Origin of the sequence: Streptomyces sp. NBC_00090, from assembly GCF_045160815.1 — a bacterium.
Classification (GTDB): domain Bacteria; phylum Actinomycetota; class Actinomycetes; order Streptomycetales; family Streptomycetaceae; genus Streptomyces.
Map to the genome: position 1 here is coordinate 4,492,785 of NZ_CP108224.1, position 25,887 is coordinate 4,518,671.

The 25,887-nt window shown below is 70.5% G+C and carries 26 protein-coding genes and 1 tRNA gene; 11 read left to right on the forward strand and 16 right to left on the reverse strand.

The window, feature by feature from the left end; genetic code table 11:
• Positions 1 to 103: 103 nt before the first annotated feature.
• The 3 genes from OG361_RS20010 to OG361_RS20020 all read right to left on the reverse strand — a co-directional run bounded on the left by OG361_RS20010 (position 104) and on the right by OG361_RS20020 (position 1,745).
• Positions 104 to 796, reverse strand: a complete 693-nt coding sequence (locus OG361_RS20010; RefSeq protein ID WP_405855424.1) for a thioesterase II family protein — start codon at positions 794 to 796, stop codon at positions 104 to 106.
• 365 nt (positions 797 to 1,161) lie between these two features.
• Positions 1,162 to 1,356 (reverse strand): hypothetical protein, encoded by a 195-nt coding sequence (locus tag OG361_RS20015; protein ID WP_405855426.1) that lies wholly within the window; start codon positions 1,354 to 1,356, stop codon positions 1,162 to 1,164.
• 101 nt (positions 1,357 to 1,457) lie between these two features.
• Positions 1,458 to 1,745: a hypothetical protein gene (locus OG361_RS20020; protein WP_405855428.1), complete on the reverse strand. Its 288-nt coding sequence runs from the start codon at positions 1,743 to 1,745 to the stop codon at positions 1,458 to 1,460.
• 224 nt (positions 1,746 to 1,969) lie between these two features.
• On the opposite strand from OG361_RS20020, the gene OG361_RS20025 reads away from it, so the two are divergent.
• The gene (locus OG361_RS20025) at positions 1,970 to 2,971 is read left to right on the forward strand and encodes a LuxR C-terminal-related transcriptional regulator (protein ID WP_405855430.1); all 1,002 of its coding nucleotides are present in this window, start codon (positions 1,970 to 1,972) and stop codon (positions 2,969 to 2,971) included.
• A 105-nt stretch (positions 2,972 to 3,076) separates the two neighbouring features.
• Here OG361_RS20025 and OG361_RS20030 read toward each other — a convergent pair whose 3' ends face one another.
• The gene (locus OG361_RS20030) at positions 3,077 to 3,733 is read right to left on the reverse strand and encodes a 4'-phosphopantetheinyl transferase family protein (protein WP_405855432.1); all 657 of its coding nucleotides are present in this window, start codon (positions 3,731 to 3,733) and stop codon (positions 3,077 to 3,079) included.
• A 323-nt stretch (positions 3,734 to 4,056) separates the two neighbouring features.
• Positions 4,057 to 4,143, reverse strand: a tRNA-Leu gene (locus OG361_RS20035).
• A gap of 452 nt (positions 4,144 to 4,595) precedes the next feature.
• Here OG361_RS20035 and OG361_RS20040 point away from each other — a divergent pair.
• The 6 genes from OG361_RS20040 to pknB all read left to right on the forward strand — a co-directional run bounded on the left by OG361_RS20040 (position 4,596) and on the right by pknB (position 12,763).
• Positions 4,596 to 5,477, forward strand: a complete 882-nt coding sequence (locus tag OG361_RS20040; protein WP_405855434.1) for an FhaA domain-containing protein — start codon at positions 4,596 to 4,598, stop codon at positions 5,475 to 5,477.
• Positions 5,478 to 5,487: 10 nt separating this feature from the next.
• Positions 5,488 to 6,012 (forward strand): FHA domain-containing protein, encoded by a 525-nt coding sequence (locus tag OG361_RS20045; protein WP_384560815.1) that lies wholly within the window; start codon positions 5,488 to 5,490, stop codon positions 6,010 to 6,012.
• Between the two features lie 87 nt (positions 6,013 to 6,099).
• Positions 6,100 to 7,587 carry a Stp1/IreP family PP2C-type Ser/Thr phosphatase gene (locus OG361_RS20050; protein WP_384560817.1) on the forward strand — a complete coding sequence of 496 codons (1,488 nt, stop codon included), beginning with the start codon at positions 6,100 to 6,102 and terminating at the stop codon, positions 7,585 to 7,587.
• Positions 7,588 to 7,613: 26 nt separating this feature from the next.
• Positions 7,614 to 9,056 (forward strand): FtsW/RodA/SpoVE family cell cycle protein, encoded by a 1,443-nt coding sequence (locus tag OG361_RS20055; RefSeq protein ID WP_405855437.1) that lies wholly within the window; start codon positions 7,614 to 7,616, stop codon positions 9,054 to 9,056.
• Complete coding sequence (locus OG361_RS20060) at positions 9,053 to 10,519, forward strand: peptidoglycan D,D-transpeptidase FtsI family protein (protein ID WP_405855439.1); 1,467 nt, start codon at positions 9,053 to 9,055, stop codon at positions 10,517 to 10,519. The genes OG361_RS20055 and OG361_RS20060 overlap by 4 nt, the downstream gene beginning before the upstream one ends.
• A 219-nt stretch (positions 10,520 to 10,738) precedes the next feature.
• Complete coding sequence (gene pknB / locus OG361_RS20065; RefSeq protein ID WP_405855441.1) at positions 10,739 to 12,763, forward strand: Stk1 family PASTA domain-containing Ser/Thr kinase; 2,025 nt, start codon at positions 10,739 to 10,741, stop codon at positions 12,761 to 12,763.
• Between the two features lie 90 nt (positions 12,764 to 12,853).
• Here the strand turns inward: pknB and OG361_RS20070 are convergent, their stop codons facing one another.
• The 6 genes from OG361_RS20070 to OG361_RS20095 form a co-directional block, all read right to left on the reverse strand.
• Complete coding sequence (locus OG361_RS20070) at positions 12,854 to 13,528, reverse strand: class E sortase (RefSeq protein ID WP_405855443.1); 675 nt, start codon at positions 13,526 to 13,528, stop codon at positions 12,854 to 12,856.
• 37 nt (positions 13,529 to 13,565) lie between these two features.
• On the reverse strand, positions 13,566 to 14,813 hold the full coding sequence (locus OG361_RS20075) for a class E sortase (RefSeq protein WP_405855444.1): 1,248 nt from the start codon (positions 14,811 to 14,813) through the stop codon (positions 13,566 to 13,568).
• Positions 14,810 to 15,448, reverse strand: a complete 639-nt coding sequence (locus OG361_RS20080; protein WP_405855446.1) for an aminodeoxychorismate/anthranilate synthase component II — start codon at positions 15,446 to 15,448, stop codon at positions 14,810 to 14,812. Before OG361_RS20080 ends, OG361_RS20075 begins: the two co-directional genes overlap by 4 nt.
• Positions 15,445 to 15,606: a hypothetical protein gene (locus OG361_RS20085; protein ID WP_384560827.1), complete on the reverse strand. Its 162-nt coding sequence runs from the start codon at positions 15,604 to 15,606 to the stop codon at positions 15,445 to 15,447. Before OG361_RS20085 ends, OG361_RS20080 begins: the two co-directional genes overlap by 4 nt.
• A gap of 64 nt (positions 15,607 to 15,670) precedes the next feature.
• Positions 15,671 to 16,384 (reverse strand): class E sortase, encoded by a 714-nt coding sequence (locus tag OG361_RS20090; RefSeq protein ID WP_405855449.1) that lies wholly within the window; start codon positions 16,382 to 16,384, stop codon positions 15,671 to 15,673.
• Positions 16,385 to 16,417: 33 nt separating this feature from the next.
• Positions 16,418 to 17,185 carry a DUF881 domain-containing protein gene (locus OG361_RS20095; RefSeq protein ID WP_405855451.1) on the reverse strand — a complete coding sequence of 256 codons (768 nt, stop codon included), beginning with the start codon at positions 17,183 to 17,185 and terminating at the stop codon, positions 16,418 to 16,420.
• A 140-nt stretch (positions 17,186 to 17,325) separates the two neighbouring features.
• Here OG361_RS20095 and crgA point away from each other — a divergent pair, with 140 nt between their 5' ends.
• The gene (gene crgA, locus OG361_RS20100) at positions 17,326 to 17,580 is read left to right on the forward strand and encodes a cell division protein CrgA (RefSeq protein ID WP_306329356.1); all 255 of its coding nucleotides are present in this window, start codon (positions 17,326 to 17,328) and stop codon (positions 17,578 to 17,580) included.
• 408 nt (positions 17,581 to 17,988) lie between these two features.
• Here the strand turns inward: crgA and OG361_RS20105 are convergent, their stop codons facing one another.
• Positions 17,989 to 18,855, reverse strand: a complete 867-nt coding sequence (locus tag OG361_RS20105; protein ID WP_405855453.1) for a rhomboid family intramembrane serine protease — start codon at positions 18,853 to 18,855, stop codon at positions 17,989 to 17,991.
• 22 nt (positions 18,856 to 18,877) lie between these two features.
• Positions 18,878 to 19,405 carry a peptidylprolyl isomerase gene (locus tag OG361_RS20110; protein WP_384560834.1) on the reverse strand — a complete coding sequence of 176 codons (528 nt, stop codon included), beginning with the start codon at positions 19,403 to 19,405 and terminating at the stop codon, positions 18,878 to 18,880.
• 224 nt (positions 19,406 to 19,629) lie between these two features.
• Between OG361_RS20110 and OG361_RS20115 the strand changes: the two genes are divergently transcribed.
• Positions 19,630 to 20,361: a DUF5324 family protein gene (locus OG361_RS20115; RefSeq protein WP_405855456.1), complete on the forward strand. Its 732-nt coding sequence runs from the start codon at positions 19,630 to 19,632 to the stop codon at positions 20,359 to 20,361.
• Positions 20,362 to 20,682: 321 nt separating this feature from the next.
• On the opposite strand, the gene OG361_RS20120 is transcribed toward OG361_RS20115, so the two are convergent.
• The 3 genes from OG361_RS20120 to OG361_RS20130 form a co-directional block, all read right to left on the reverse strand.
• Positions 20,683 to 21,063 (reverse strand): DUF6344 domain-containing protein, encoded by a 381-nt coding sequence (locus OG361_RS20120; RefSeq protein WP_405855458.1) that lies wholly within the window; start codon positions 21,061 to 21,063, stop codon positions 20,683 to 20,685.
• A gap of 198 nt (positions 21,064 to 21,261) precedes the next feature.
• Positions 21,262 to 21,744, reverse strand: a complete 483-nt coding sequence (locus tag OG361_RS20125; protein WP_405855460.1) for an iron chaperone — start codon at positions 21,742 to 21,744, stop codon at positions 21,262 to 21,264.
• A gap of 70 nt (positions 21,745 to 21,814) precedes the next feature.
• Positions 21,815 to 22,258: a carboxymuconolactone decarboxylase family protein gene (locus OG361_RS20130; RefSeq protein WP_405855462.1), complete on the reverse strand. Its 444-nt coding sequence runs from the start codon at positions 22,256 to 22,258 to the stop codon at positions 21,815 to 21,817.
• A 344-nt stretch (positions 22,259 to 22,602) separates the two neighbouring features.
• Between OG361_RS20130 and OG361_RS20135 the strand changes: the two genes are divergently transcribed.
• Both OG361_RS20135 and OG361_RS20140 read left to right on the forward strand, forming a co-directional pair.
• Positions 22,603 to 25,116, forward strand: a complete 2,514-nt coding sequence (locus OG361_RS20135) for a helix-turn-helix domain-containing protein (protein ID WP_405855463.1) — start codon at positions 22,603 to 22,605, stop codon at positions 25,114 to 25,116.
• A gap of 29 nt (positions 25,117 to 25,145) precedes the next feature.
• Positions 25,146 to 25,820 carry a TetR/AcrR family transcriptional regulator gene (locus OG361_RS20140; protein WP_405855464.1) on the forward strand — a complete coding sequence of 225 codons (675 nt, stop codon included), beginning with the start codon at positions 25,146 to 25,148 and terminating at the stop codon, positions 25,818 to 25,820.
• Positions 25,821 to 25,887: the final 67 nt, after the last annotated feature.

The window sequence follows — 25,887 nt, forward strand, 5'->3', positions numbered from 1 at the left end:
TCCCCTGCTCGAATGTCCGCGGCCGTCTGCGCGACCGTCTCCGCGGCCGTCTGCGCAACCGCCTCCGCGACCGTCTCCGCGGCCGTCCCCTGCCCGCCGGTCGTCACCGCGCCGCCTCCAGGTGCCAGTCCGCGAGGAGGCGCGGGTAGTGGGCGTCCAGGAAGAAATGGCCGCCCGCCAGTTCCGTGACCGTCGCTCCCGCTCCCGCCACGTCGGCCCAGTCCGCCACCGCCTCCGCGCCGACCAGCGGGTCCTCGCTGCCGTGCAGCACGCTCAGCGGGGCCCGCAGCAGCCCGCCCGAGCAGCGGTGACCGGCGATCATCCGCAGGTCCGCGCGCAGGGCCCGGGTCACGATCTCCAGCAGCTCCGGCGAGTCGAAGACCTCCTGCGGGACTCCTCCGAGCAGCCGCATCAGGTCCTCCGGCCCCCGGGACGCCACCGCCGACCAGCCCGCGCTCCGCGGGGCGGCCGTTCCGGCCACCACCACGCGCAGCGGCCGCCTGGCCCCGAGGTCGTCGAGGCGGAGGGCGGCCTCGTAGGCGAGCAGCCCGCCCATGCTGTGTCCGAGCAGGACGTACGGCGTGTCGTCCCCGGCCAGCAGCGGAAGAAGTTCCTCGGCCACCGTCCCGACGACCCGGTCCAGGTCGGTCGCGCACGGCTCGCCGATCCGCGCCTCGCGTCCCGGCAGCAGCACGGTGGTCACCGCGGTGTCCCCGCCCGCCGCCCTGCGGAGCGCGGAGAACGAGCTCGCCGCGCCACCGGCCGGCGGGAAGCAGACGACGTTCAGCCTCGGCATTTCGTGCGCACCGCCCACGCGCAGCCAGCGACTGGGCGCGATGGGGCGCGCCTGACTCGCAGCGGAAACGCTCACAGGCCCGGACCTTCCTCGAAAAAGCCCGCGGAGAAGCGCCCTCGCAATTGAGGGAGCAGCCGCCGGGAAAGCGGAAACTACAGGGATGAGGCCCAGGAGATCCGGGCCGGTAACGGGTACGGAGATGTCACGTACCCGGGAGAGGAATCAGTTCTCGATTCCCCGTGAGAGGGCTCCGCCGCTCTCTTGGTTCAATTCCGTTCCGTACACGCACGGCACACGGGATACGGAATACCGCATACCGTCTGCGGCAAGGGCCGGCGGCAGGCTGCCGCCATGACCGAGGAGGCTCACGGGCCCCAGGTGATGTCGTTCACCGACGCCGTCTCGGTCACCGTTCCGGACGGCGCCTCGGCGGCCTCGACCCGCAGCTGCGGCGCGGTCCCGCCGAGCTCCGCCGCGACGACCGGAGCGGTCGTTCCGAACAGGCCGGCACCCACCAGAAGGGCGGTGGCGGCGAGCTTCGCGACAGACGTTCCGAGCATGGTTTCTCCCCCGAGGAGCACACCGGGAAGAGCGCTGGCCAGGGTTCTCCGACCCCGCCCTTCCCGTTGGTCGACTTGATGCTCATCAGTCTGTCCACGGCTCAGAAGTCGAGGAAGGGGTTTCCGCTGTCATGATCCGGCCTTGGCATAACCCGTCCAGCGGGAGCCCAGCCGAGCAGCCGGTCGAAGTACGGGCCGACCAGTCGGCCCTCACAGCCGAGCAGCAGGAAGCCGCTCAGCTCCGCGCGGGTCCGCAGCGCCCGCCCGCACACGGTCGCCCCGATCTCCTCGGCGTCCTCCAGGGAACGGGCGAGCAGGAACAGACCGACGACCGGGCCGACCGGCGTATCCGGATGAACGACCACGTACTCGACGGATTCACCGGGCATTGCGCATCCCCGGAAGATTTCCGATGCGTCGCCGGGCAGCGACTCACTTGTTCTCCCGGCGAGTTGAGCGTGAACCATATACATGGATCCAGGCTTGCATCTCCGGTGAACACTGCAGGACAGGGCGGATCGGCCGCTTTATGCCATTGCCTGAACCTGCACGCTCGGTGATACTTGCGTTCGACTCGGTCAGAGGGAAACACCGGTTAGTTCAAGGGGGAACGGTGCTCGAGCCACTGGGCCTGGATTCCGCGGCGGAACAGCTCTACAAGTCCATGCTGGCCTATCCGCAGGAGGACTTGGCCACGCTGTCCGCCCGCCTCGGCGTCGACGAGCGGGACGCCCACCGGAGTCTGGACGCGCTCAGCACCCTCGCCCTGGTCCGGCCGGCCCTCCAGGAGGGCGGCGGTTACCGTGCGGTCAGCCCGGAGATCGCCATGGACCTGATCCTCTCCCGGCAGCAGGCGGACCTCGCCGCCCAGCAGCTGCGGATCGAGACCTCGCGCGCCGCCGCCGCCCAGCTCATCGCCGAGTGCTCGGCCCTGACGAGCACCGCGGCCGCCTCCGGCGAGGACGCGGAGCGGCTCATCGGCGTGGACGTCATACGGGAGCGGCTGGCCGCCCTGGCCGCCCAGGCCGAGCAGGAGATCACCACCTTCGCTCCTGGCGGCGCCCACCCCGCGGCCGACCTGGAGGCCAGTCGCCGGCCGAACGGCGCCCTGCTCGACCGGGGCATCCGGATGCGGACGATCTACCTCGACAGCGTGCGCAACCACGCCCCGACGCTGGAGCATGTGAACTGGCTGAGCTCCCGTGGCGGTCAGGTGCGCACCGCCGCCACCCTGCCGGTCCGCATGGTCATCATCGACCGCCGCCAGGTGGTCCTGCCGCTGGACACCTCCGACGCGCGGACGGGAGCGGTCCTGCTCAAAGGCGAAGGCATCGTCACCGCACTCTCCGCGCTCTTCGAGAGCACCTGGGCCGCCGCGACTCCGCTGGGCAACCCCCCGGTGGTCGGCCGGCACGACCTGAGCAACCAGGAGGTCGAGATACTCCGCCTCCTCGACACCGGCCTCACCGACGAGGTCATCGCGAGGCGCCTGGGCGTCTCCCCCCGGACCGCCCGCCGTCTCAGCGCCCTTCTCATGGAGCGGCTGGGAGCCCGCAGCCGCTTCGAGGCCGGCGCCAACGCCGTCCGCCTCGGCTGGCTCCCTCTCACCCGTTGACGCGGTCCCTGCCCGCTACCGCGAGCTCACCCAGGACCGCCGGAGGTCAGTGACCGCCCCCACCTCGCCGAACGCCCCGTGCCCGCTCTGCACGGATCACCTCACTCACTCCGGGAGGGTGCGATGGACACGGACCTTGCACGGCGTCGGGGAGTTGACCGCGACGGCGGCCGCGTGACCAGGGCCCACGGAGAGGTCGGTGAGTTGCCACCCCTCGACCGCGCCTCGGACGTCGTCTGCCGCGAGGTCGCGACCGAGGCCGGTGCCAAGCCCCTTGAGGTACGCCTCCTTACGGGCCCACAAGCGGGCGAAGATCGCCGGCCGGTCCTTCGGAAGTGCGGCCTCGACCTCGTCACGCTCCGCCGGATGCAGCACATTCGCGAGTTGCTCCGCGACACCGGGCGCCGGCACGGGCTCCGCGTCAACGCCGATCGGAGTCGGCGCAATGCCGATCAGGACCAGATCCCGGCTGTGGGACAGCGAGAACTCCCCTGACGCAGAAGTGAGGACGGGCCGCCCGTGCGGCTTGTCACAACACGGACAGAGGGCTCGGGTGAAGCGAAGCACGCCGGGCGCCACGCCGGTCAGGGTAGACAGGATCGTTCGGAGCGCGACGTGGGCGAAGCCGTAGAGGACGCGGTCCCTGTCTCGGACGAAGGCAGCCATACGGCGGCGCTCTCCCTCGTCCAGGATGGTCAGGTCGAGCGTGGCCTGCGAGGCTCCCGCCGGGGCCGGCAGGGCCCATACCTGCACGTCAATCATGTCGTACCGCTCCGGTGCCCCTTCGGACAGTCAGTGCCGTTCCCATGACGGTCATGCTCCCAGACATCGAGCCGAACCCGATGGGGCACCCCACGCCCCTGTCCGACGAAACCGAGACGACCGCGTAATACAGGTCACACCCCCAGCAGGCCGACCGAAGACGCGGAACCCGACTGCCCGGCGGCTCCCCGGCTGCCGGGCAGTCACGCGTGCAAGCGCCACACCCCAACCTGACCAGCGGGGAAAAGCGAGACGGTCGGCATCGTGATCACGATGCCGACCGTCTCGTCGGTGCTACAAGGACACCTTCGTCGGTGTCCCCATGGTGCGCGAGGGGGGAGTTGAACCCCCACGCCCTTTCGGGCACTGGAACCTGAATCCAGCGCGTCTGCCTATTCCGCCACCCGCGCATTGGGTGGTCTCCGTGCCCTCTCACCTTTCGGTGCGAGCGCCTGGCGACATCTGAAGATTAGCACGTCGCAGACCGTGGATTCACATCCGTTGTTTCGCCCCCACTCCCGGAGAACAAGGAGAGAGAGGGGCCACGGCGAGAGCGTCGAAGGGCATGACCGCGGGACGAGTGAGGAAGGACGGGAAGGAGAGGCAGGAACGCGATGGAGACGGAAGAAGAGGGAAGGAGGGGGAGGAAGGTGACGTACCGCACGCGGAGCCGCGGGGCCGCGCCCCCGCTCTCACCGCCGGGTGCGGGACACTGTCCACAGGCCGCCTCTACGATCCGGGGTGAAGGTCTGTGAGAGGTGACACTCGTCCACAGGGCAGAGAAGGGGAACCAGCCGATTTCCCGACGCGTGGATACGATCAGTAAGCAGTACCAGGACGACAACGACGGAGGAGGTGCCCCATGGGAGTCCTGAAGCGTTTCGAGCAGCGTCTCGAAGGTCTGGTCAACGGCACCTTCGCCAAGGTCTTCAAGTCCGAGGTCCAGCCCGTCGAGATCGCCGGCGCGCTCCAGCGCGAGTGCGACAACAACGCGACGATCTGGAACCGCGAGCGGACCGTCGTCCCCAACGACTTCATCGTGGAGCTGAGCGCGCCGGACTACGAGCGCCTCAGCCCCTACTCGGGCCAGCTCGGCGACGAGCTCGCCGCCCTGGTCAGGGACTACGCGAAGCAGCAGCGGTACACCTTCATGGGCCCGATCAAGGTCCATCTGGAGAAGGCCGACGACCTCGACACCGGTCTGTACCGGGTGCGCAGCCGCACTCTCGCGTCGAGTACGTCACAGCCGCAGCCGCCCGCGGGCGGACACCTGCAGAACCAGCAGCAGCAGGGCCAGGCGCAGGGCCGCGGCGGTTACGGGTACCCCCCGGCCGGCGCCCCTCCCATGCCCGCCGCCCCGCCTCCCGGCGCCCCCGGCCACCGTCCGACGGCACCCGCCGGACGCCCGGCGGGCGGCCCCGTGGCCGTGCCCGGCACGGGCTCCGGAGCGGGAGCGGGCTCGCAGGTCCGCCGCTGGATCGAGATCAACGGCACCCGCCATCAGATCTCCCGCCCGACCCTGGTCCTCGGCCGCAGCACCGACGCGGACGTGAGGATCGACGATCCCGGCGTCTCCCGCCGGCACTGCGAGATCCGGACCGGAACGCCCTCGACGATCCAGGATCTGGGATCCACCAACGGCATCGTGGTGGACGGGCAGCACACCACCCGCGCTACGCTCCGCGACGGCTCGCGGATCGTCGTGGGCAGCACCACCATCGTTTACCGGCAAGCCGAAGGGTGAAGCGGGGGCAATGTCAGAGCTGACCCTGACGGTCATGCGGTTGGGTTTCCTGGCCGTTCTGTGGCTGTTCGTCATCGTGGCCGTTCAGGTCATCCGCAGCGACCTGTTCGGAACACGGGTGACGCAGCGCGGTTCGCGGCGCCAGGACGCCCGGCCGCAGCAGAACGCGCGCCAGCAGGCCGCCGCGCCTCCGCAGCAGCGCGGCCAGCAGCAGAGCACGGGCGGGCGGCAGCGCCGTGGTGCCCCGACGAAGCTGGTCGTCTCCGAGGGCACCCTCACCGGCACGACCGTCGCCCTCCAGGGGCAGACGATCACGCTGGGCCGGGCGCACGATTCGACGATCGTGCTGGACGACGACTACGCGTCCAGCCGGCACGCCAGGATCTACCCGGACCGGGACGGCCAGTGGATCGTCGAGGATCTCGGGTCCACCAACGGCACCTATCTCGACCGGACCCGGCTCACCACCGCCACGCCGATTCCGCTGGGCGCGCCGATTCGCATCGGCAAGACCGTCATCGAGCTGCGGAAGTAGTACGACAATGAGCGGAGCGACCGGAGGGTGGGCAGTGTGGGTCGAGACCGGCTGTACCCCGATGCAGCGTCGACAGGGCAGGTGCGCATGAGTCTGTCCCTGCGTTTCGCCGCGGGCTCCCACAAGGGCATGATCCGCGAGGGCAACGAGGACTCCGGCTACGCCGGCCCCCGGCTGCTCGCCATCGCCGACGGCATGGGCGGCCAGGCCGCCGGTGAGGTCGCCTCCTCCGAGGTGATCTCCACCCTCGTCACGCTCGACGACGACGTCCCCGGCTCCGACATCCTCACCTCGCTCGGTACGGCGGTGCAGCGCGCCAACGACCAGTTGCGGATGATGGTCGAGGAGGACCCGCAGCTGGAGGGCATGGGCACCACGCTCACCGCCCTGCTGTGGACCGGCCAGCGCCTCGGCCTCGTGCACGTCGGCGACTCGCGCGCGTACCTGCTCCGTGACGGTGTCCTCACCCAGATCACGCAGGACCACACCTGGGTCCAGCGGCTCGTCGACGAGGGCCGGATCACCGAGGAAGAGGCCACCACCCACCCGCAGCGCTCGCTCCTCATGCGCGCGCTCGGCAGCGGCGACCACGTCGAACCCGATCTCTCCATCCGTGAGGTCCGGGCCGGCGACCGCTACCTGATCTGCTCCGACGGCCTGTCCGGCGTGGTCTCCCACCAGACCCTCGAGGACACCCTCGCCAGCTACCAGGGCCCGCAGGAGACCGTGCAGGAGCTGATCCAGCTCGCGCTGCGCGGCGGCGGCCCCGACAACATCACGGTGATCGTCGCCGATGTCCTCGACGTCGACGGCGGCGACACCCTCGCCGGCCACCTCAGCGACACCCCGGTCATCGTGGGCGCGGTCGCCGAGAACCAGGCCGCCCAGCTGAACGACGGCGGGGCGATGCAGACCCCGGCCGGCCGCGCCTCCGGGCTCGGCCGCCCCGCGCCGCACCAGCAGCCGCCCGCCGGAGGCTTCGGCCCGCCCGGCAGCGGTGACGACCACGGCTACGGCGGCATGCCCCCGCAGGGCTCCTTCGAGTCGTACACGGACGACGACTTCGTCAAGCCGCGCACCGGCCGCAAGTGGCTCAAGCGCTCCTTCTTCCTCGTCCTGGCCCTCGCCGTCGTCGGCGGCGCGCTCTACGGCGGCTGGCGGTGGACGCAGACGCAGTACTTCGTGGGCTCCAAGGACCAGCACGTGGCGCTCTACCAGGGCATCAGCCAGGACCTGGCCTGGGTCTCGCTGTCGAAGGTCGAGAAGGACCACCCCGAGATCGAACTCAAGTACCTCCCCGCCTACCAGCGGAAGCAGGTCGAGGACACGATCGCGGGCGGCAGCCTCGGCAAGGCCGAGACGAAGATCGCCGAGCTGGCCGCGCAGGCCTCGTCCTGCAAGAAGACCGAGCAGCGCCGCGCCGCCGCCGAGAAGGCCGCCGACCAGGCGAGCAAGCCGCCGGCCACGGACGGCACCGCCACGCCCGACTCCAAGCCCACCACAGCCGCTCCCTCCCCGGGTCCCACCCTCACCGCGGAGGAGCAGAAGCTGGCCTCGAACTGCGGCAAGCAGTAAGCACCCGTAGGGGGCCTTTCACCACCATGAGCGTTGTCACCAACACGACCACCATCGGCGCGATCGAGGCGCCGAGCCGCCGCAACACCGAGCTGGCGCTGCTCGCGTTCGCCGTCGTCATCCCGGTGTTCGCGTACCTCAACGTGGGCCTGGCCATCGACGGCGAGGTCCCGGCCGGCATGCTCGGGTACGGGCTCGGTCTCGCCCTGCTCGCGGGCGTCGCGCACCTCGTGGTGCGGAAGTGGGCGCCGTACGCGGACCCGCTGCTGCTGCCCCTCGCGACCCTGCTCAACGGCATGGGCCTGGTGCTGATCTGGCGGCTGGACCAGTCGCCGCGGCTGATCGCCCTGGCGAAGCTCCAGTACGGCGCGTTCAGCCCGTCCGCACCGAACCAGATGATGTACTCCGCCATCGGCATCGCCATGTTCGTGGGCGTGCTGCTGCTCCTGAAGGACCACCGTGTCCTCCAGCGGTACACGTACATCTCCATGGTCGTGGCGCTCGTGCTGCTGCTGCTGCCGCTCGTCCCCGGCCTCGGCGCGGACGTCTTCGGCGCCAAGATCTGGATCCGCGTCGGCGGCTTCTCCATCCAGCCCGGTGAGTTCGCGAAGCTGGTCCTGGCGGTGTTCTTCTCCGGCTATCTGATGGTGAAGCGGGACGCGCTTGCCCTGGCCAGCCGCCGCTTCATGGGGCTCTACCTGCCGCGCGGCCGTGACCTCGGCCCGATCCTGACGATCTGGGCGGTCAGCCTCCTCATCCTGGTCTTCGAGAACGACCTGGGTACGTCGCTGCTGTTCTTCGGCATGTTCGTGATCATGCTGTACGTGTCGACCGAGCGGACCAGCTGGATCGTCATGGGTCTGCTGATGGCCGTCGCCGGTGCGGTGGTCGTCGGCTCCACGGCGAGCCACGTGCAGTCCCGTGTGGCGGCCTGGCTCGACCCGTTCGAGTGCCTGAAGACGGCGCCCCCCGGCACCAACATGGCGTACGCCTGTGACCAGATGACCCAGGTACTGATGTCCTTCGGCTCCGGCGGCATCCTCGGCACCGGTCTCGGCCAGGGCAACTCCGACCTGATCCAGTTCGCCGCCAACTCCGACTTCATCTTCGCCACGGTCGGCGAGGAGCTCGGGCTCGCCGGAGTCATGGTCTTCCTGCTGTTCTACGGGCTGATCGTCGAGCGCGGTGTCCGCACCGCCCTCGCCGCGCGCGACCCGTTCGGCAAGCTGCTCGCGATGGGCCTCTCCGGCGCCTTCGCCCTCCAGATCTTCGTCGTCGCCGGCGGTGTGATGGGTCTCATCCCGCTGACCGGTATGACCATGCCGTTCCTCGCGTACGGCGGATCCTCCGTGATCGCCAACTGGGCTCTGATCGGCATCCTGATCCGGATCAGCGACACCGCGCGGCGCCCGGCGCCCGCGCCCGCCCCGTCCCCCGACGCCGAGATGACCCAGGTGGTCCGTCCGTGAACAAGCCGCTGCGCCGGGTCGCGATCTTCTGCGGCCTGCTCATCCTCGCCCTGCTGGTGCGCGACAACTGGCTCCAGTTCGTCCGTGCCGACGAGCTGAACGCCCACCCCAAGAACCGCCGGGTACAGATCGAGCGCTACGCGAACGAGCGCGGCAACATCATCGTCGACGGCAAGCCGATCACCGGCTCGGTCGACTCCGGGGACGAGTACTTCAAGTTCAAGCGCACCTACATTGACGGCCCCATGTGGGCCCCCGTCACCGGTTACGCCTCGCAGGCCTACGACGCCAACCAGATCGAGAAGATCGAGGACGGCGTCCTCACCGGCAACGACGACAGGCTCTTCTTCGACCGCACCCTCGCCATGTTCACCGGCGAGAAGAAGAAGGGCGGCGACGTCATCACCACCCTCAACGGCGCCGCCCAGAAGGCCGCCTTCGAGGGACTCGGCAAGAACACCGGTGCCGTCGTCGCGATCGAGCCGTCCACCGGCAAGATCCTCGCGCTGGCGTCCACGCCCTCGTACGACCCCTCCTCCTTCGCCGGCTACTCCGGCAAGGACGAGAAGGCCTGGGTCGCGCTGGAGAACGACAAGAGCAAGCCGAAGCTGAACCGCGCGATCCGCGAGATCTACCCGCCCGGCTCCGTCTTCAAGGTCGTCACCGCCGCCGCGGCGCTGGAGGCCGGCAAGGTCACCGACATCAACGCGGCGACCGACACCCCCGACGGCTGGAAGATCCCGCTCTCCACCAAGGAGATGGTCAACCACGCCAGTGGCTGCGCCAACGCCAGCCTCACCAGGGCGCTGGAGATCTCCTGCAACTCGGTCTTCGCGAAGCTCGGCGACGACGTCGGCCGCGACAAGATGGCGGAGATGGCCGAGAAGTTCGGTTTCAACGCCGAGCAGTTCACCCCGGTCCGCTCCGCCGCCTCCGTCTACGACAAGAAGATGGACCGCGGCGGCAACGCGCTCTCCTCCATCGGACAGTTCAACACCGCGACGACCCCGCTCCAGATGGCGATGGTCGCGGCGGCGATCGCCAACGACGGCAAGCTGATGAAGCCGTACATGATCGACGAGCTGCGCGCTCCGAACGTCGACCTCATCAAGAAGAACGAGCCGGAGCAGATGAGCCAGCCGGTCTCGCCGGAGAACGCCCAGCTGCTCCAGCAGATGATGGAGAACGTCGTCACGAAGGGCACCGGCGGCAAGGCCGACCTGAACATGGACGGCGTCAAGGTCGGCGGCAAGACGGGTACCGCGCAGCACGGTGACAAGAACGCCAAGCGTCCGTACGCCTGGTTCATCTCGTACGCCAAGACCGCGAAGGGCTCCCCGGTCGCCGTGGCCGTGATCGTCGAGGACTCCGCGGGCACCAACCGCGAGGACATCAGCGGTGGCGGCCTGGCCGCCCCGATCGCCAAGGCCGTCATGAAGGCGGTCATCAAGACCCAGGGCTGACCCCGGCCCGGAACGGACCGGGTACCCGCCGGGAACGGACCGGGTACCGGCCCGGCACGAACCACGTACCGGTCGCGTACGAACCAGGTACCGGTCAGGTATCAGCTACCGGCCCCGGGCGGAACGCCTTCCCGGGGCCGGTAGCGTATGCGCGAACAGCACACACCGCCGGACCACCCATGGGTGCGGTCGGGACAGACGGAGAGGGCTGGATTAGCTATGGAAGAGCCGCGTCGCCTCGGCGGCCGGTACGAGCTGGGCCCGGTGCTCGGCCGTGGTGGCATGGCCGAGGTGTATCTCGCCCAGGACAGCCGGCTCGGCCGCACCGTCGCCGTGAAGACGCTGCGGGCCGACCTGGCCCGCGACCCGTCCTTCCAGGCCCGGTTCCGCCGTGAGGCACAGTCCGCCGCCTCGCTGAACCACCCGGCGATCGTCGCGGTCTACGACACCGGCGAGGACTACGTCGACGGGGTCTCCATCCCGTACATCGTGATGGAGTACGTCGACGGGTCGACCCTGCGTGAGCTGCTGCACTCCGGGCGCAAGCTGCTGCCCGAGCGCACCCTCGAGATGACGGTCGGCATCCTCCAGGCGCTGGAGTACTCGCACCGCGCCGGCATCGTGCACCGTGACATCAAGCCGGCGAACGTCATGCTGACGCGCACCGGCCAGGTCAAGGTCATGGACTTCGGCATCGCGCGCGCCATGGGCGACGCGGGCATGACCATGACCCAGACCGCCGCCGTCATCGGCACCGCCCAGTACCTCTCCCCGGAGCAGGCCAAGGGCGAGCAGGTCGACGCGCGCTCCGACCTGTACTCCTCGGGCTGCCTCCTGTACGAGCTGCTCACCGTCCGGCCGCCCTTCGTGGGTGACTCGCCGGTCGCGGTCGCGTACCAGCACGTCCGCGAGGAACCGCAGCCGCCGAGCAACTTCGACCACGAGATCACGCCCGAGATGGACGCGATCGTCCTCAAGGCGCTCGTCAAGGACCCCGACTACCGCTACCAGTCGGCCGACGAGATGCGCGCGGACATCGAGGCCTGCCTCGACGGTCAGCCGGTCGCGGCCGCCGCCGCGATGGGCATGGGGATGGGCATGGCGGGCGCGCCCGCGTACGGCGGGGGCTACGGCGGTTACCAGTCGGAGGACCAGCCGACCACGGCGCTGCGCCAGGCCGACCCGGGCGGTCAGACCTCGATGATGCCCCCGATCAACGGGGACGACGGCGGCTACGGCTACGACGACCGTCCGGACCGCCGCCGCGGCGGTGGCCAGAAGAAGTCGAACACCTCGACGATCCTGCTGGTCCTCGCGGGCATCCTGGTGCTCGTCGGCGCGATCTTCATCGGCGTCTCGCTGATGGACAAGAAGGAGGGGCCCCAGCAGGTCACGGTCCCCCAGCTCGTCGGCCAGACGCTGAAGGCGGCGGAGGGCCTCGCGGCCAACGCCCAGGTGAAGGTGGTCCAGGCGGGCACCGAGCGCTGCGCCGAGCCCAAGGGCTCCATCTGCCGCCAGTCGCCGGTCGCGGACACCGTCCAGAAGATGGAGACCGACGGCACGATCCAGGTGTACGTCTCCGAGGGCGCCCCCCTCGAAGAGGTCCCGGACGTCAAGGAGAAGTCCCGGGAGAGCGCCGAGGAGATCCTCAAGGGCAAGGGCTTCAAGGTCAAGGTCGAGCAGGAGGAGTCCGAGGAGGACCCGGGCACGGTCCTGCGGCAGAACCCTGACGGCGGCACCAAGGCGGAGAAGAACGCCGAGGTGACGATCACCGTCGCGAAGCAGCAGCTGTCCGAGCTTCCCGACCAGAAGGGCCGGACCTACGACCAGGCCGTCCAGCAGCTGGACGCCGTCGGCTTCAAGAACGTGGCCAGGCAGGACGTGGACTCCGACCAGCCCAAGGACACGGTCATCGACATGACCCCGCAGGGCGGCACGGACCAGCCGAAGGACGTCCAGATCACGCTGAAGGTCTCCAAGGGCCCGCAGCAGACGCAGGTCCAGATCCCCGCGGACATCGGCGGCAAGCAGTTCAAGGACGTCAAGGCGCAGCTCGAGGCCATGGGTCTGATCGTCGTCCAGCAGGGCTCCGACAAGGAGGACGCCACGGTCCTCGGCTCGAACCCGCCTGCGGGTTCGATGATCAACACCGGCGAGACCGTCACCGTCGTCACCATGGGTGGCGGAGGCGGCGGCAACCCGGGCGGCGGGGACGGCAACGGCGGCGGCGGCTTCTTCGACTGACGGCCGTACCCGTACCCGCGCACCGCGCGCATCACGACCGAGCCCCGGCATCCCTGTGGATGCCGGGGCTCGGTCGTCGTGGTCCGGAGTTCAGCGCAGCTCCGCCGGCGGGGTGCGGTCGCGGTCGACCTTCTCCGTGCGTTCCAGTTCGCCCCAGACGATGTAGCGGTAGTCCGAGGTGTACATCGGGGTGCAGGTCGTCAGCGTGATGTAGCGGCCCGGCTTCTTCTTGCCGGACTCCTCCGGGACGGGCTGGAGGACGTCCACGTTGTACTTCGTCGTCTCCGGCAGCGTCTTGTAGACCTTGTAGACGTACCAGGTGTCCTTGGATTCAAAGACGATCGCGTCGCCGGTCTTCAGCTTGTGGATGTTGTGGAACTTCGCGCCGTGCCCGTCCCGGTGCGCGGCCAGCGTGAAGTTGCCCTTCCGGTCCTGCGGGAGGGCGGACTTGATCGGGTCGGTGTAGTAGCCGGCGACGCCGTTGTTGAGGATGCCGCTGCCGGTGCCCTGCTTGACCAGGACCTCGCCGTTCTTCATGGCCGGCACGTGCAGGAAGCCGATGCCGTCCTTCGTGTCGAGCGCGCCGGGGCCGTCGGCCCAGCGGTCGCGGACCTGGGCGCCGTCCTGGTCGGCCGCGCGGTCCGCGAGGACGTTGGTCCACCACAGCGAGTAGACGACGAAGAGTCCGAGCACCAGGCCGGCTGTGATGAGGAGTTCGCCGAAGACGCTGATGATCCCGGCGATCCGGTTGCGCGCGCGTGCCACTAGGTCGTCCCGTCGTCCCGTCCGGAGGTGTGGGGTCTCAGCCTACGAGTGCGGCCGGCTTCCCCTTGCTGCGCGGGCGTTCCTCGACCATCCTGCCCCAGACGATCATGCGGTACGTGCTCGTGAACTCGGGCGTGCAGGTGGTCAGCGTGATGAACCGGCCGGGCTTGGTGAAGCCCGAGCCCTTCGGGACGGGATCGATCACCGCGATGTTCGACGGCGCGGTCTGGGGCAGGATGCTCGCCATCTCGTACGTGTAGTACGCGTCCTGGGTCTCGACGACGATCGGGTCCCCGGGCTTGAGCTGGTTGATGTACCGGAACGGCTCGCCGTGCGTGTTGCGGTGTCCGGCGACCGCGAAGTTGCCCTGCTTGTCGGCGGGCATGGCCGTCTTGAGCTTGCCCTCCGCGTAGTGGCCGACCATGCCCTTGTCGAGGACCTTGGTCTTGTTGATGCCCTCGGCGACGGGCACGACGACGTCCAGCTTGGGGATGTACATGATGGCGAAGCCCTCGCCGGGCTCGAAGGCCTCCGGCTTGCTGTCGCCCTTGGCCCAGGTGTCCTCGATCTGCTCCTTGGCCTGGTCGGTCTCCTGGCCGGCCAGGACGTTCGTCCACCACAGCTGGTAGGTGACGAAGAGGAGCATGACGACGCCGAAGGTGATGAAGAGTTCGCCGACGATCCGGCTGGCGACCACGCCGACGCTGTCCTTGGCCGCGCGGGCGGCCCGCCGGGCCTCGACGCGGGAGAGGGGCCGGTCCTCGGGCGTGCTCGGCTCGGGGGCGGTGGGGGCGCCGCCGCGGCTCCTGCCCCGGCCGCCGCCCTTGGCGGCCCGGCGTCGCTCGGCCCGGCCGGGGCCGGGAACCGTCTCAACGGCCGGCTTCAGGGGCGTCTCCACGGCCCGTAGGGCCACCGTCTCGTCCCGCGGGACCCGTGGGGGCTCCTCCGCCTCGTACGCCCCGTACGCGGGCTCGTACGGGGCTTCGGGGGCCTGCCCGTACGGGGCTCCCCCGGTCCGCTCGTACCCGGAGTCGTGGACCGGCTCGTACACCGGCTCCTGCGTGGCCCCGTAGACCGGCCCGTGCACCGGCTCGTGCACCGGCTCGTGCAGGAGCTCGCGGGCCGACTCGTACACCGGCTCGTACGGTGCCGCGTAGGGGGTCTCGTAGGCGGGTTGCCGGGCGGGCTCGTACGGCAGTTGTTCCCCGGGCCCGTACGGGTCCTGGGGTATCGGCTCGGGCTCCGGCCCGCCCGACTCCCGGAACCACGGCGAGCCCGTCGTCACGCGACGGCCTTGCCCACCACCGGCGCGAGCCCCGCCGACCGACCGACCGCCCCCTTGTCGCCGCACTGCTCCAGCCAGTTGGCGAGCATCAGGTGGCCGTGCTCGGTGAGGACCGACTCGGGGTGGAACTGCACCCCTTCGACGGACAGGTCGCGGTGGCGCAGCCCCATGATGATGCCGTCGTCGGTCCGCGCGGTGACCTCGAGCTCGGCCGGCAGGGCGGCGGGCTCGGCGGCCAGCGAGTGGTAGCGGGTCGCCGTGAAGGGCGAGGGCAGACCGGCGAAGACGCCCTGCCCCTCGTGCGTGACGAGCGAGGTCTTGCCGTGCAGCAGCTCGGGCGCGCGGTCGACGACACCGCCGTACGCCACGGCCATCGACTGCATGCCGAGGCAGACGCCGAAGACGGGCACGCCGGTGTCGGCGCAGTGCCGGACCATGTCGATGCAGATCCCGGCCTGCTCGGGCGTGCCGGGCCCGGGCGAGAGCAGGACGCCGTCGAAGCCGTCCTGGGCGTGGCTCAGCTCGACCTCGTCGTTGCGGAGCACTTCGCACTCGGCGCCGAGCTGGTAGAGGTACTGAACGAGGTTGAAGACGAAGCTGTCGTAGTTGTCGACGACGAGAATTCGCGCGCTCACTGGCCGTCCACCGTCACATCGTTGAACGGAAGCAGAGGCTCCGCCCAGGGGAACACGTACTGGAAGAGGGCGTAGACGACCGCGAGGACCAACACGACCGAGATCAGCGCCCGTACAAACGCGTTGCCCGGCAGATGCCGCCAGATCCAGCCGTACATGACGTGACCGCCCCTTCCGTTCGTTACGGGGACCAGAGTACGGGGCGAGGGGGCCCGTGGGGGGTCAGCTGCCCAAAGCCTGTGGACGACCGTCGTCGAGAGCCTGTGGACGACCTTCGGTCACCGGCTGTGTGGCGTCGAGGTGCGCCCAGACGATCAGCCGGTGGCTGCTGCCCCACTCGGGCTCGCAGGTGGTGAGGGTGAGGTAGCGGCCGGGTCCGTCGAACCCCGACTTCCTCGGTACGGGGGCGACGACCCCGACGTCGGTGGGCACGGTCCGGTAGGGGCCGCGGTCGATCCGGTACGTGAACCAGGTCGTCCCGTCGGTGAGGACGACGGCGTCGCCGGTACGCAGCCGCGGGAAGTCCTTGAAAGGGTCGCCGTAGGTGCGGCGGTGGCCGGCGACGGCGAAGTTGCCGGTCCCGCCGAGCCGGGCGGTGGCGGTGTAGTGCCCGAGGCCCTTCTTCAGGACGTCGGCCCCGGTGCCTTCGAGGACGGGCCACTTCCAGTCCCCGCCGAGCCGGGGGACGTACATGACGGCGATCCCCTTGCCGGGGACGTAGGGGCGGGCCCTGGGGGCGGGTGAGGGCGAGGGGCCCGCCGCGGGCGGCGCCGTGACCGGGGTGCTCACCCACTCCCGCTGGAGGGTGTCGATCTGGCCGGCGCTCGCGCTCTCGGCCTGGACCCCGGTCCAGTACAGGACGTACACGACGAAGAGGACGATCAGGGTGCCGACGGTCAGACACAGCTCGCTGAAGGTCCGTACGACGAGACGCAAGCCCCCCAAGCGCTCCTCCCGCGGTCGCGCCGGTCAGCCCACCGGCTTCGCGTAGTGGAGGTCCACTGTGCCCGAGTAGCCGGGAAGAGTCACCGCCCTGTGCTCGTCGACTTTCCAGCCGAGCCCGTACGCCTTGACGTAGAGCTGGTAGTTCTGGATGGCCGGGGATTCGTTGAGCGCCTTGCTCAGCTTTCCCCGGTCGCCGACGGCCGTGATCTTGTACGGGGGCGAGTAGACGCGGCCCTGGAGGATCAGGGTGTTGCCGACGCAGCGGACGGCGCTGGTGGAGATGAGCCGCTGGTCCATGACGCGGATGCCCTGGGCGCCGCCCTGCCACAGGGCGTTGACGACGGCCTGGAGGTCCTGCTGGTGGATGACGAGGTCGTTGGCCTGCGGTTCGGGGTAACCCGGGGCGGCCTGGGCGTTCGGCGGGGCGTCGTCGAGGGTGACGGTGAGGCCGGCGCCCTCGACCTCCTTGGTCCCCGCGGTCGCCTGGAGTGCGTCGAACCTCTCGTCCTCCGCTCGGGTGGATCCGTCGTCGCGGGCGGCGAGGGTGTCGACCTGGGAGCGGAGGGCGGCGGTGGACTCGTCGAGCCCGGCGTTCTTGTGGCTGCGTTCCTCGATCAGGTCCGAGAGCCTGAGGAGTGAGGCATCCGTGCGGATGTTGGTGCCCTTGGCGGTGTTGAAGCTGGTGACGAAGATCAGTCCGGCGAGGGCGAAAACGGCAAGGGTGAGCACCCGGACGGGGCGCCACCTCGTGGTGCGGCCCGGCCCTGCGGGAGTGTCGGCGGAATTGCTCAACGTACCCTGATCCCCTTCGGTGCCGCGGAACCACTACGCTAACGGACGCCCGGGGGACGCAGTCTTCCTCCTACGTCACATCCCGGCGCCAGCCACAGTTCCCTGCGCGGTCACGCAGCGCATCGACAGGAGAGTCCCTCGTGCCGAAGTCACGTATCCGCAAGAAGGCCGACTTCACGCCTCCGCCCGCCAAGCAGGCCACCAATATCAAGCTGACGAACCGCAGCTGGGTGGCGCCCGTGATGCTGGCGCTGTTCGCCATCGGACTGGTGTGGATCGTGGTCTTCTACGTCACCGACGGCTCCATGCCGATCGAGTCGATCCGCAACTGGAACATCGTGGTGGGCTTCGGCTTCATCGCGGCCGGCTTCGGCGTCTCCACACAGTGGAAGTAGCACGCCCGTAAGCGCGGGTCGCGGACAGGCTCACGAGCCCTCGTGAGCCTGTCGTGGCCTGTCCTGAGCCTGTCCGCGAGCCTGTCGTGAGCAGGGGACGGCGGCTGAGCTATCGGCTGGACCGGTGGCTCGTCAAGCTCTCCCCTGAACTTATCCACAGCGTTGTACACAGCACTGGATAACTTACGAAGATCTGTGGATAACTCACACCACGTTGACGCCGGTATGACCGCTTATATGGCCTTGGTCACCCTCGGCGGAATGTGAAACGCCCCTCGTCTCCCTGGAGAAACACCAGGTCAGAGGCGAGGGGCGCCGTCTTTCCCCATAGAGCGGGGGAGATCCGCCACACACTGTGGATAACTCTGGGGAAAGCTCACCGAAGAGCTCGTCCACAGCCTTCCGCGCTCAGGTGAGCGCTGCGGAGCGGGCGAACACCATCCCCAGGTCGATCAGGAGCACCAGTCCACAGGCCCCGTACTGGACGAGGTCCCGGCGCGTCCTCGGCGCGTGCACCAGCGCGTACGTCACCAGGGCGCCCGCGACGAGACCGCCGACGTGGGCCTCCCAGGAGATCCCCGGACGGGTGAAGGTCATGAGCAGCGACAGGGCCACGAAGAGGACCACCGGCCGCATGTCGTGCCGCCGGCGGCGGGCCAGCACGACCCAGGCGCCGATCAGGCCGAAGACGACGCCGGAGGCCCCCAGCGAGGGCTGGTTCGGCTCGGCGACGAGATAGGCGAGCACGGAGCCGGAGAGCCCGGAGAGCAGGCACAGGGCCGCGTACCGGATCCGGCCGAGCTCGGGCTCGACGATCCCGCCGATCACCCACAGGCCCAGCACGTTGAAGAGGATGTGCCAGACCTCCTGGTGCAGGACGGTCGAGCTCAGCAGCCGGTACCACTCGCCGTCCGCCACCCCCACCACCTCGCCGAGCCCCGGGCTGAAGGCGTAGCCGATGAGCACGAGCTCGTCGACGAACCGGTCCCCGAGCACCAGGACCAGGAGGTAGACCACGAGGTTGATCCCGATCAGGATCTTGGTGACGAGGCGGTCGTCGGCCGCCACCTTGCCGCCCGCGAGCGTCCGGGGCTGGTTGGCGTCGGCGGCGTGGCCGGTCCCCGAACCGCCCCGCACACAGTCGGGGCACTGGAAGCCGACGGAGGCCGAGATCATGCACCGATGACAGATGGGCCTGTCGCAGCGGGCACAGCGGATGCCGGTCTCGGCCTCCGGGTGGCGGTAGCAGCGCGGCAGACCGGGGTGCGGGTCCATGGGAGGTTCCGTCCCTTCAGCCTCAGCGCTTCTCGATCACCACGGACTCGACGACCACGTCCTGGAGCGGGCGCTCGGTGTGCGGGTCCGTCGCGACGGCCGCGATCGCGTCCACGACCTTGCGGCTCTCCGCTCCGGCGACCTCGCCGAAGATCGTGTGCTTGCGGTTCAGCCAGGTCGCGGCGCCGACCGTGACGAAGAACTGCGAGCCGTTGGTGCCCGGGCCGGCGTTGGCCATGGCCAGCAGGTAGGGACGGTCGAAGAAGAGCTCCGGGTGGAACTCGTCGGCGAACTCGTAGCCGGGCCCGCCCGTGCCGTTCCCCAGCGGGTCGCCGCCCTGGATCATGAAGCCCTTGATGACCCGGTGGAAGACCGTGCCGTCGTAGAGCGGGTCCGAGGAGACCTTGCCGGTCACGGGGTGGGTCCACTCGCGCTCGCCCGAGGCGAGCTCGACGAAGTTGCGCACCGTCTTCGGGGCGTGGAACGGCATCAGCCGCACCTCGATGTCACCCAGGCTGGTCTTGAGGATCGCGTACAGCTGCTCGGCCACGGTCGCCTTCCGTCCACGTCATGTCGTGTCGCGTGATGTCACGTCTGTCACGTCTGTCTCTTGGCGTGTCCGATCCTCGCATGCCCCGGATGCGCGATCCGGATCTCCGTCCACATGCCCCGGATGCCCGCCCCGCATGCCGGACTTCGTTCCGGCGGGCATGATTCCGAAAAGGATGGAAAGGTGAAAAACCGACATCGTCGCCACCCAGGAGGAGGAATCCCGTGACCCGCATGGACAGCGTGCGCGCCGCGACAGATTCGGCGAAGGAGAGCGTCCTGCACGCCGCGGAAGTGGTGGCGCCGTACGCCGAAACAGCCAAGGACCAGGCCACGCACTATGCGCAGGAAGCGCGCGTGCGGATCGCGCCGAAGGTCTCGAAGGCCGCTCGACAGGCCCGAGTGCAGGCTCGTGCGCAGTACGACTGCTACGTCGCACCGCATGTGCCGCCGCGGGTCGACGCGGCCGCGCAGCGCGCGGCGGTCATGACCCGCTCAGCCGCCCGTCAGGCGACCGACTACACCGTTCCGCGTGTCGAGCACGCGGTCGCCGCGACCGTTCCCGTCTTCGACGAGGCCGGGGCGCGTTCCGTCGCCGCCTGGGCCGCGCTCCGCGGACAGGTGACGCCGAAGGACATCCGGAAGATCGTGAGGAAGCACGAGCGTCGGGCCAGGGCCGGACGCCTCGCCAAGGGACTCGTGGTCCTCGGCTTGCTGGCCGGCGGCGCTTACGCCGCCTGGAGGTGGTGGGACAAACAGGCCAATCCCGACTGGCTGGTCGAGCCGCCCGCTCCCACCGAGGTGGAGGAGGATTCCACGCTGTCGTCCGTCGACGGCAGTGGAGCATTCCTCGATCCGGAGGTGGAGGCCAAGGAGACCGAGGCCGAGGCCAGGGCCGCCGCTGAGGCTGCCGCCGAGACCGATACCGATACGACGGATCGCGACGAGCGTCGCTGACCGCTTCGGTCCGGAGACGAGGGTCTGAGGGTCTTACGGGTGCTGCGGGTCTTGCAGGGCTTGCGGGTCCTGCGGGGCCTGCGGTCCTGCGGGTCCTGCTGGTCCTGCTGGTCCTGCGGGTCCTGCTGGTCCTGCTGGTCCTGCGGATCACACGGGCCTAGGGCTCACGCGGTCGAACAGGGTCTTACGTGTCCTGCGGTCGTACAGGGCTTGCGGTTCTACGGGTCCTGCGGTCGTACAGGGCTTGCGGTCTTGCAGGTCCTGCGGTCTTACAGGTCCAACGGGGGCGTGGGGAGTACGAGTGCGTCGGCTCCCCGCGCCCTACGCCGCCGCCGCCGTCGCGGCGAGCGCCAGCTCCGTCAGCGCGGCCGGGTCGCTCTCGGCCGCGCCACCCGTGTGGCGGTGGCGTACGGAAGGGGAGGAGCCGTGGGCCTCGGCGCCGATGCGCTGCTTGATGGTGGGCGGCAGCGAACGGTCACCGGCGAGGGGCCACCGATGCGTCCGCTGTGCCGGTACGGAGGCGAGGGCGCGCTCCCCGGTCGCGGCGACGGCGGCAGCGGAGCCGGCGGCCGGCTCCTCGGACTGCTGGACGGCGGGCTGCTGGGCCGCGGTGGCGGTGCTCGCCAGGCCGACGGAGGCGAGCAGGGCGAAGAGGACGGAGATGAAGGCGGTCCAGAACTGCTTGACCTTGGCGGTGGCCATGACCCCTCACTTTCGTGATGTTCTCGGATGGTTTATTCCGAGTTGCGGGTTTTGCGTACTTTCCACATGATGTGGATGCGCCCCGGGATTCCGCGGAACGACGCCGCCGCCGCACAGTTCTTCCGACGAACACCACTCGTACGGATCAATGGCCACCGCCGGCCTCGCCGGGGGGCCGCCGGCCCCGGCCCGCGGGCCTCAGCTCACCGCCTTCTTCACCAGCTCGGCGATCCGCGCCTCGTCGGCGGCCGTCAGCTCCTTCAGGGCGTAGGCGGACGGCCACATGGTGCCGTCGTCGAGGTTCGCCACGTCGTTGAAGCCGAACGTCGCGTACCGCGCGTTGAACTTCTGCGCGCTCTGGAAGAAGCAGACGACCTTGCCGCCCTTGGCGTACGCGGGCATCCCGTACCAGAGCTTCGGCGCGAGTTCCGGTGCGCTCTCCTTGACGACGGCGTGGATGCGCTCCGCCATCTCCCGGTCCGAGTCCTGCATCTCGGCGATCTTCGCGACCACGGCGGCCTCCTCCTCCGCCGCCTTGTCGGCGCGGGTTCCCCGGCGCGCGGACGCCTTCACCTCCTTGGCGCGGTCCTTCATCGCGCTGCGCTCCTCGGCCGTGAATCCCTCGGAGGTCGTGGTGGTCTCGGCGGCGCGCTTGGCGGGCTTCTGCGTGTTGCTCGTCATGGTGGGTCGTTCCTTCCGTCGTGCGGGTTGTCGGTGGCGTCTCGTACCGGGAGGGCAGGGCGGGGGCGCGTCAGCCCCGGGCCCCGGCGGCCTGCCGGGTCGTGGCGTTCAGTCGGTTGAACAGGTTGGTGACGCCGATCATCAGGATGATCGCGGCCAGTCCCCGCTCGTCGAAGTAGGTGGCGGCCGTGTCCCAGACCTCGTCGGTCACCGCGTCGGGACGGTCGGCCAGTCGCGTGGCGGCCTCGGCGAGACCGAGGGCCGCCCGCTCCGCCGCGGTGAAGTACGGGGCCTCCCGCCAGGCGGCGACGGCGGCCAGCCGCTCGGCGTCCACGCCTGCCCCACGGGCCGACCGGGCGCCGCTGTCGACGCAGGCGGCGCAGCCGTTGATCTGGCTGACCCGCAGATGGATCAGCTCCAGCGTCTGCCCGTCCACGCCGCCGGAGCGCACGGCCCCGAGGAGCTCCTGGACGGGCCGCATCGCGTCGGGCAGTACGGCGACGGGGTTCCGCATGCGGGATCGCACTTCGCTCTGCACCTCTTCCGGGTCGGTGCCCCGTTCCCTCGGGGCGTGACTCCATGACAGCCGTTCCAGCCCGCCGCGACCACGGCGGTGGGACACCGTGGGACAGGTGAAGCAGCCTTGACCTGCGGCGAGTTGGCTCGGAAGACTTCCACCGGAGCGGAACAGATCGCCGTGGATCAGCGCTGAGCAGCACGGGCCGACACCGAGCAGCACGGGCCGACACCGAGCGGCACGGGCCGACGCCGAGCAGCACGGGCCGACGCCGAGCGGCACGGACCAGCACGGACCGAAGCGGACCAGCGCGCAATGCGGCAAGACGGGGACGGTGCACGGTGAACGAACGACCGACCGAGACAAGAACTGACGCACGAGGACGGGGGACGGCCGCGGCCGGGGAGGCCCGCGCCACCCCGCAGGACGAGCTGGCCGCGCGGCTGCGCCTGCTCCACGAGCTGTCCGGGCTCGGCGTCCGGGCCCTCGCGCGGGACACCGGTCTCAGCTCCTCGTCGCTGTCGCGCTACCTCAACGGCCGGACCGTGCCGCCCTGGCCCGCGGTGGTCGCCCTCTGCCGCCTCGTCAAGCGGGACCCCCGCCCCCTGCGGCCCCTGTGGGAGCGGACCTCGAACCCCCTGCCGGCGCCCCCGAAGAGCAGCCGGCAGATCCGGCCGCTGCCCCGGAACGACCTGCCGCGCGACGTGCCCGACTTCACGGGGCGCGAGGAGCGGCTCGCCGCCGTGTTCGCCGCCGTCGAAAGCCACCGGGCGGTCTCCGTCGACGGCATGGCGGGCGTCGGCAAGACCTGTCTCGCGGTGCACGCGGCGCACCGGCTGGCCGCCGACTTCCCGGACGCCCAGCTCTACGTGGACCTGCACGGGTTCACCGAGGGCCGGCCGCCGCTCGATCCGGACTCCGCGCTGCGGATGCTGCTGGCGGCGCTCGACGTGCCGTCAGAGAAGGTGCCGCGGGAGGGTGTCGAGCAGCTGGCCGCCTGCTGGCGGTCGGAGCTGGCCCGCCGGCGGGTCGTCGTGGTCCTCGACAACGCCGCCGACGCCGAACAGGTCCGTCCGCTGCTGCCCGGCGCCGGCCCGTCCGTCGCGCTGGTCACCAGCCGCAACCGCCTCCTCGGCCTGGACGAGGTGCCCCCGGTCTCCCTCGACGTGCTGAGCCCGCGGGAGAGCGCGGAGCTGCTCGCCCGGGCCAGTGGTGACCCCGGCGGCCCCGACAGCAGGCTGGGCCGCGATCCGGAGTCCGCGGCGGAGGTGCTGCGGCTGTGCGGCCGTCTGCCGCTGGCCCTGCGGCTGGCCGCGGCCAGGCTGCGGCACCGGCCGGGCTGGACGGTGGGCATCCTCGTCGAGCGGATGAGCGAGGGGGCGAGCGAGGGCGCGAGCGAGTTCGACGCCGAGTTCGGTGCGGCGTTCGCCATGTCCGTACGGCAGCTCGACCGGGCCAGGGCCCGCCTGTTCCGGCTCCTCGGCCTGCTGCCCGGGGAGTCCTTCGACGCGTACGTGGTGGCGGCGCTGGCGGACCTGCCGCTGCGCGAGGCCCGGGCGATGCTGGAGGACCTGCTCGACGCGCACCTCGTCCAGGAGCCGACGGCGGGCCGCTACCGGCTGCACGACCTGGTGCACCAGCACGCGCGGCGCGCCGCGGCGGAGCAGGACGCGGCGGCCGAGCGGGAGCGGGCCCTCCACCGCGTACTCGACTACTACGTCCACGCGACGGCGGCGGCCGATGCCGCGATGCCGTTCCTGGCGCCCGGCCGTCCGGCCTCGGCGGGCCGGCCGCCCGTCGAGCTGCCCCGGTTCGCGGACAAGAACGCGGCCTTCGGCTGGCTCGTCACCGAGTACGGGAACCTGCTGGCCGCCTTCGAGACGGCGGCCGCCGTCGGCGCCGACGTGCACGTGTGCGAGCTGCCGCGCTTCCTGCGGGCGTACTTCGCACGCCGCTGCGGCACGTCCCACCTCAACTACCTCTTCGAGCGGTCGCTGGCCGCCGCCGAGCGCCTGGGCGACCCGCTGCAGCTGGCCGAGGCCCTCAGCGACCTGGGTTTCGCCCGCTACAACGCGGGGCGGATGGCCGAGGCCGAGGCCGCGTACGAGGCGGCCGGCGTCCAGGTCGCCCGGACGGGGGACACCCGGGCGGAGGCCGAGCTGGCCCTGCGCCGCGGTTACCTGAGCTGGGACGCGGGACACGTCGAGGAACCGCTCGGCCTCTTCCGGCTGGCGGGGGAGCTGTACGGGAAGGCCGGCAGCCCGACGGGCGCGGCGCACGCGGCCGCGTCGGAGGCCTGGGCGATGCTCCAGCTCGGGCACCGGGAGGAGGCGGCGCGGCGGGCCCGGGAGGTGCTGGGCGTCCCCCACACCGACCCCACGTGGCCGCCCGCGCTGACGGCCCGGATCACCCTGGGCGTGGCCGTCGCGCGGGAGGAGCCCGACGAGGCGGCGGAGCACCTGCGCCGGGCGCTCGCCGGGGCCCGTGACGACGGGCACCTCCACAACCAGGCGTGGTGCCTGAACTGTCTGGGGGTCGCGCTGCGGCAGATGGGCCGGTACGAGGAGGCCCTGGCCGGCCACCGGGAGGCGTTCGCGCTGCTCGACGAGGTCTTCGAGGAGCACTGGAAGATCCATTTCCTCGACGGTTACGCCGAGACCTGCCGCCTCGCGGGGCTCCCGGAGGAATCCCTGCGCCTGCACCGGCAGGCGCTGGAGCTGGCCCCGAGGCTGGGGAACCGGCAGGCGGAGGCGCTGGCCCACGAGGGGATCGCGGTCCTGCTCGCCGAGACGGATCCGGTGGGGGCCGCCGAGCACCGCGCGAGGGCCGCCGAACTGCGCGCTCAGGTTCTGTAGAGGTCTTCCAAAACCCTTAGGGTGGGGGCATGGCCAGGCCCCGAGAGTTCGACGAGGACCGTGTCGTCACCGCGGCCATGGAGACGTTCTGGCGGCACGGTTACGAGGGCACGTCGACCCGCGACCTCTGCGAGAGCACGGGTCTCGGGCCTTCGAGCCTCTACAACGCCTTCGGCGGCAAGCGCCCGCTCTACCTGCGCGCCCTCGACCGCTACTACGAGACGAGCACCGCCGAGCAGGTCGCGCTCCTCCGTGGCCCCGGCCCGGTCAGGGACCGCCTGCGCGCGATGATGGTCCACGCCGTCGACGCCGACCTCGGCACGGATGTCGGCACGGACCTCGACGCCGACCTCGGCACGGACGGCGGCACTGACGGCGGCACGGACCCCGACGCGAACCCCGACGCGGACCCCGACGGGGGCGACCGCCGCGGCTGCTTCGCGGTCAACGCCGCCATCGAGTCCACCGCCCCGGACGAGGACGTCAGGGAAGCGGTCCGGCGCAGCTTCGACCGGGTCGAGAGCGAGCTGTACGCGATCCTCACCGCCGGCCGCCACTCCGGCGAGATCCGTGCCACCGGCGACCTCCACGCCCTCGCCCGCCGGATCCAGAGCACGTACTACGGACTGCGCGTCCTCGGAAGGATCCAGCGGGACCGGCAGGCACTCCTGGACACCGTGGAGAGCACCCTCGCCGACCTGTGAGCCCGTCGGTCGCGGACCGACGCGGCGGCACGTCGCAGGAAGTTGAGTTGCAGTCACGAACGGCGGT

What these genes read in the sequence shown, in the direction of transcription:
- pknB (WP_405855441.1), top strand. Translation starts at nt 10,739, where the DNA reads ATGGAAGAGCCGCGTCGCCTCGGCGGCCGGTACGAGCTGGGCCCGGTG.
- OG361_RS20125 (WP_405855460.1), bottom strand. Translation starts at nt 21,744, where the DNA reads ATGACGAGCAACACGCAGAAGCCCGCCAAGCGCGCCGCCGAGACCACC.
- OG361_RS20015 (WP_405855426.1), bottom strand. Translation starts at nt 1,356, where the DNA reads ATGCTCGGAACGTCTGTCGCGAAGCTCGCCGCCACCGCCCTTCTGGTG.
- OG361_RS20055 (WP_405855437.1), top strand. Translation starts at nt 7,614, where the DNA reads ATGAGCGTTGTCACCAACACGACCACCATCGGCGCGATCGAGGCGCCG.
- OG361_RS20040 (WP_405855434.1), top strand. Translation starts at nt 4,596, where the DNA reads ATGGGAGTCCTGAAGCGTTTCGAGCAGCGTCTCGAAGGTCTGGTCAAC.
- OG361_RS20045 (WP_384560815.1), top strand. Translation starts at nt 5,488, where the DNA reads ATGTCAGAGCTGACCCTGACGGTCATGCGGTTGGGTTTCCTGGCCGTT.
- OG361_RS20050 (WP_384560817.1), top strand. Translation starts at nt 6,100, where the DNA reads ATGAGTCTGTCCCTGCGTTTCGCCGCGGGCTCCCACAAGGGCATGATC.
- OG361_RS20120 (WP_405855458.1), bottom strand. Translation starts at nt 21,063, where the DNA reads ATGGCCACCGCCAAGGTCAAGCAGTTCTGGACCGCCTTCATCTCCGTC.
- OG361_RS20105 (WP_405855453.1), bottom strand. Translation starts at nt 18,855, where the DNA reads ATGGACCCGCACCCCGGTCTGCCGCGCTGCTACCGCCACCCGGAGGCC.
- OG361_RS20030 (WP_405855432.1), bottom strand. Translation starts at nt 3,733, where the DNA reads ATGATTGACGTGCAGGTATGGGCCCTGCCGGCCCCGGCGGGAGCCTCG.
- OG361_RS20140 (WP_405855464.1), top strand. Translation starts at nt 25,146, where the DNA reads ATGGCCAGGCCCCGAGAGTTCGACGAGGACCGTGTCGTCACCGCGGCC.
- OG361_RS20020 (WP_405855428.1), bottom strand. Translation starts at nt 1,745, where the DNA reads ATGCCCGGTGAATCCGTCGAGTACGTGGTCGTTCATCCGGATACGCCG.
- OG361_RS20130 (WP_405855462.1), bottom strand. Translation starts at nt 22,258, where the DNA reads ATGCGGAACCCCGTCGCCGTACTGCCCGACGCGATGCGGCCCGTCCAG.
- OG361_RS20085 (WP_384560827.1), bottom strand. Translation starts at nt 15,606, where the DNA reads ATGTACGGCTGGATCTGGCGGCATCTGCCGGGCAACGCGTTTGTACGG.
- OG361_RS20010 (WP_405855424.1), bottom strand. Translation starts at nt 796, where the DNA reads ATGCCGAGGCTGAACGTCGTCTGCTTCCCGCCGGCCGGTGGCGCGGCG.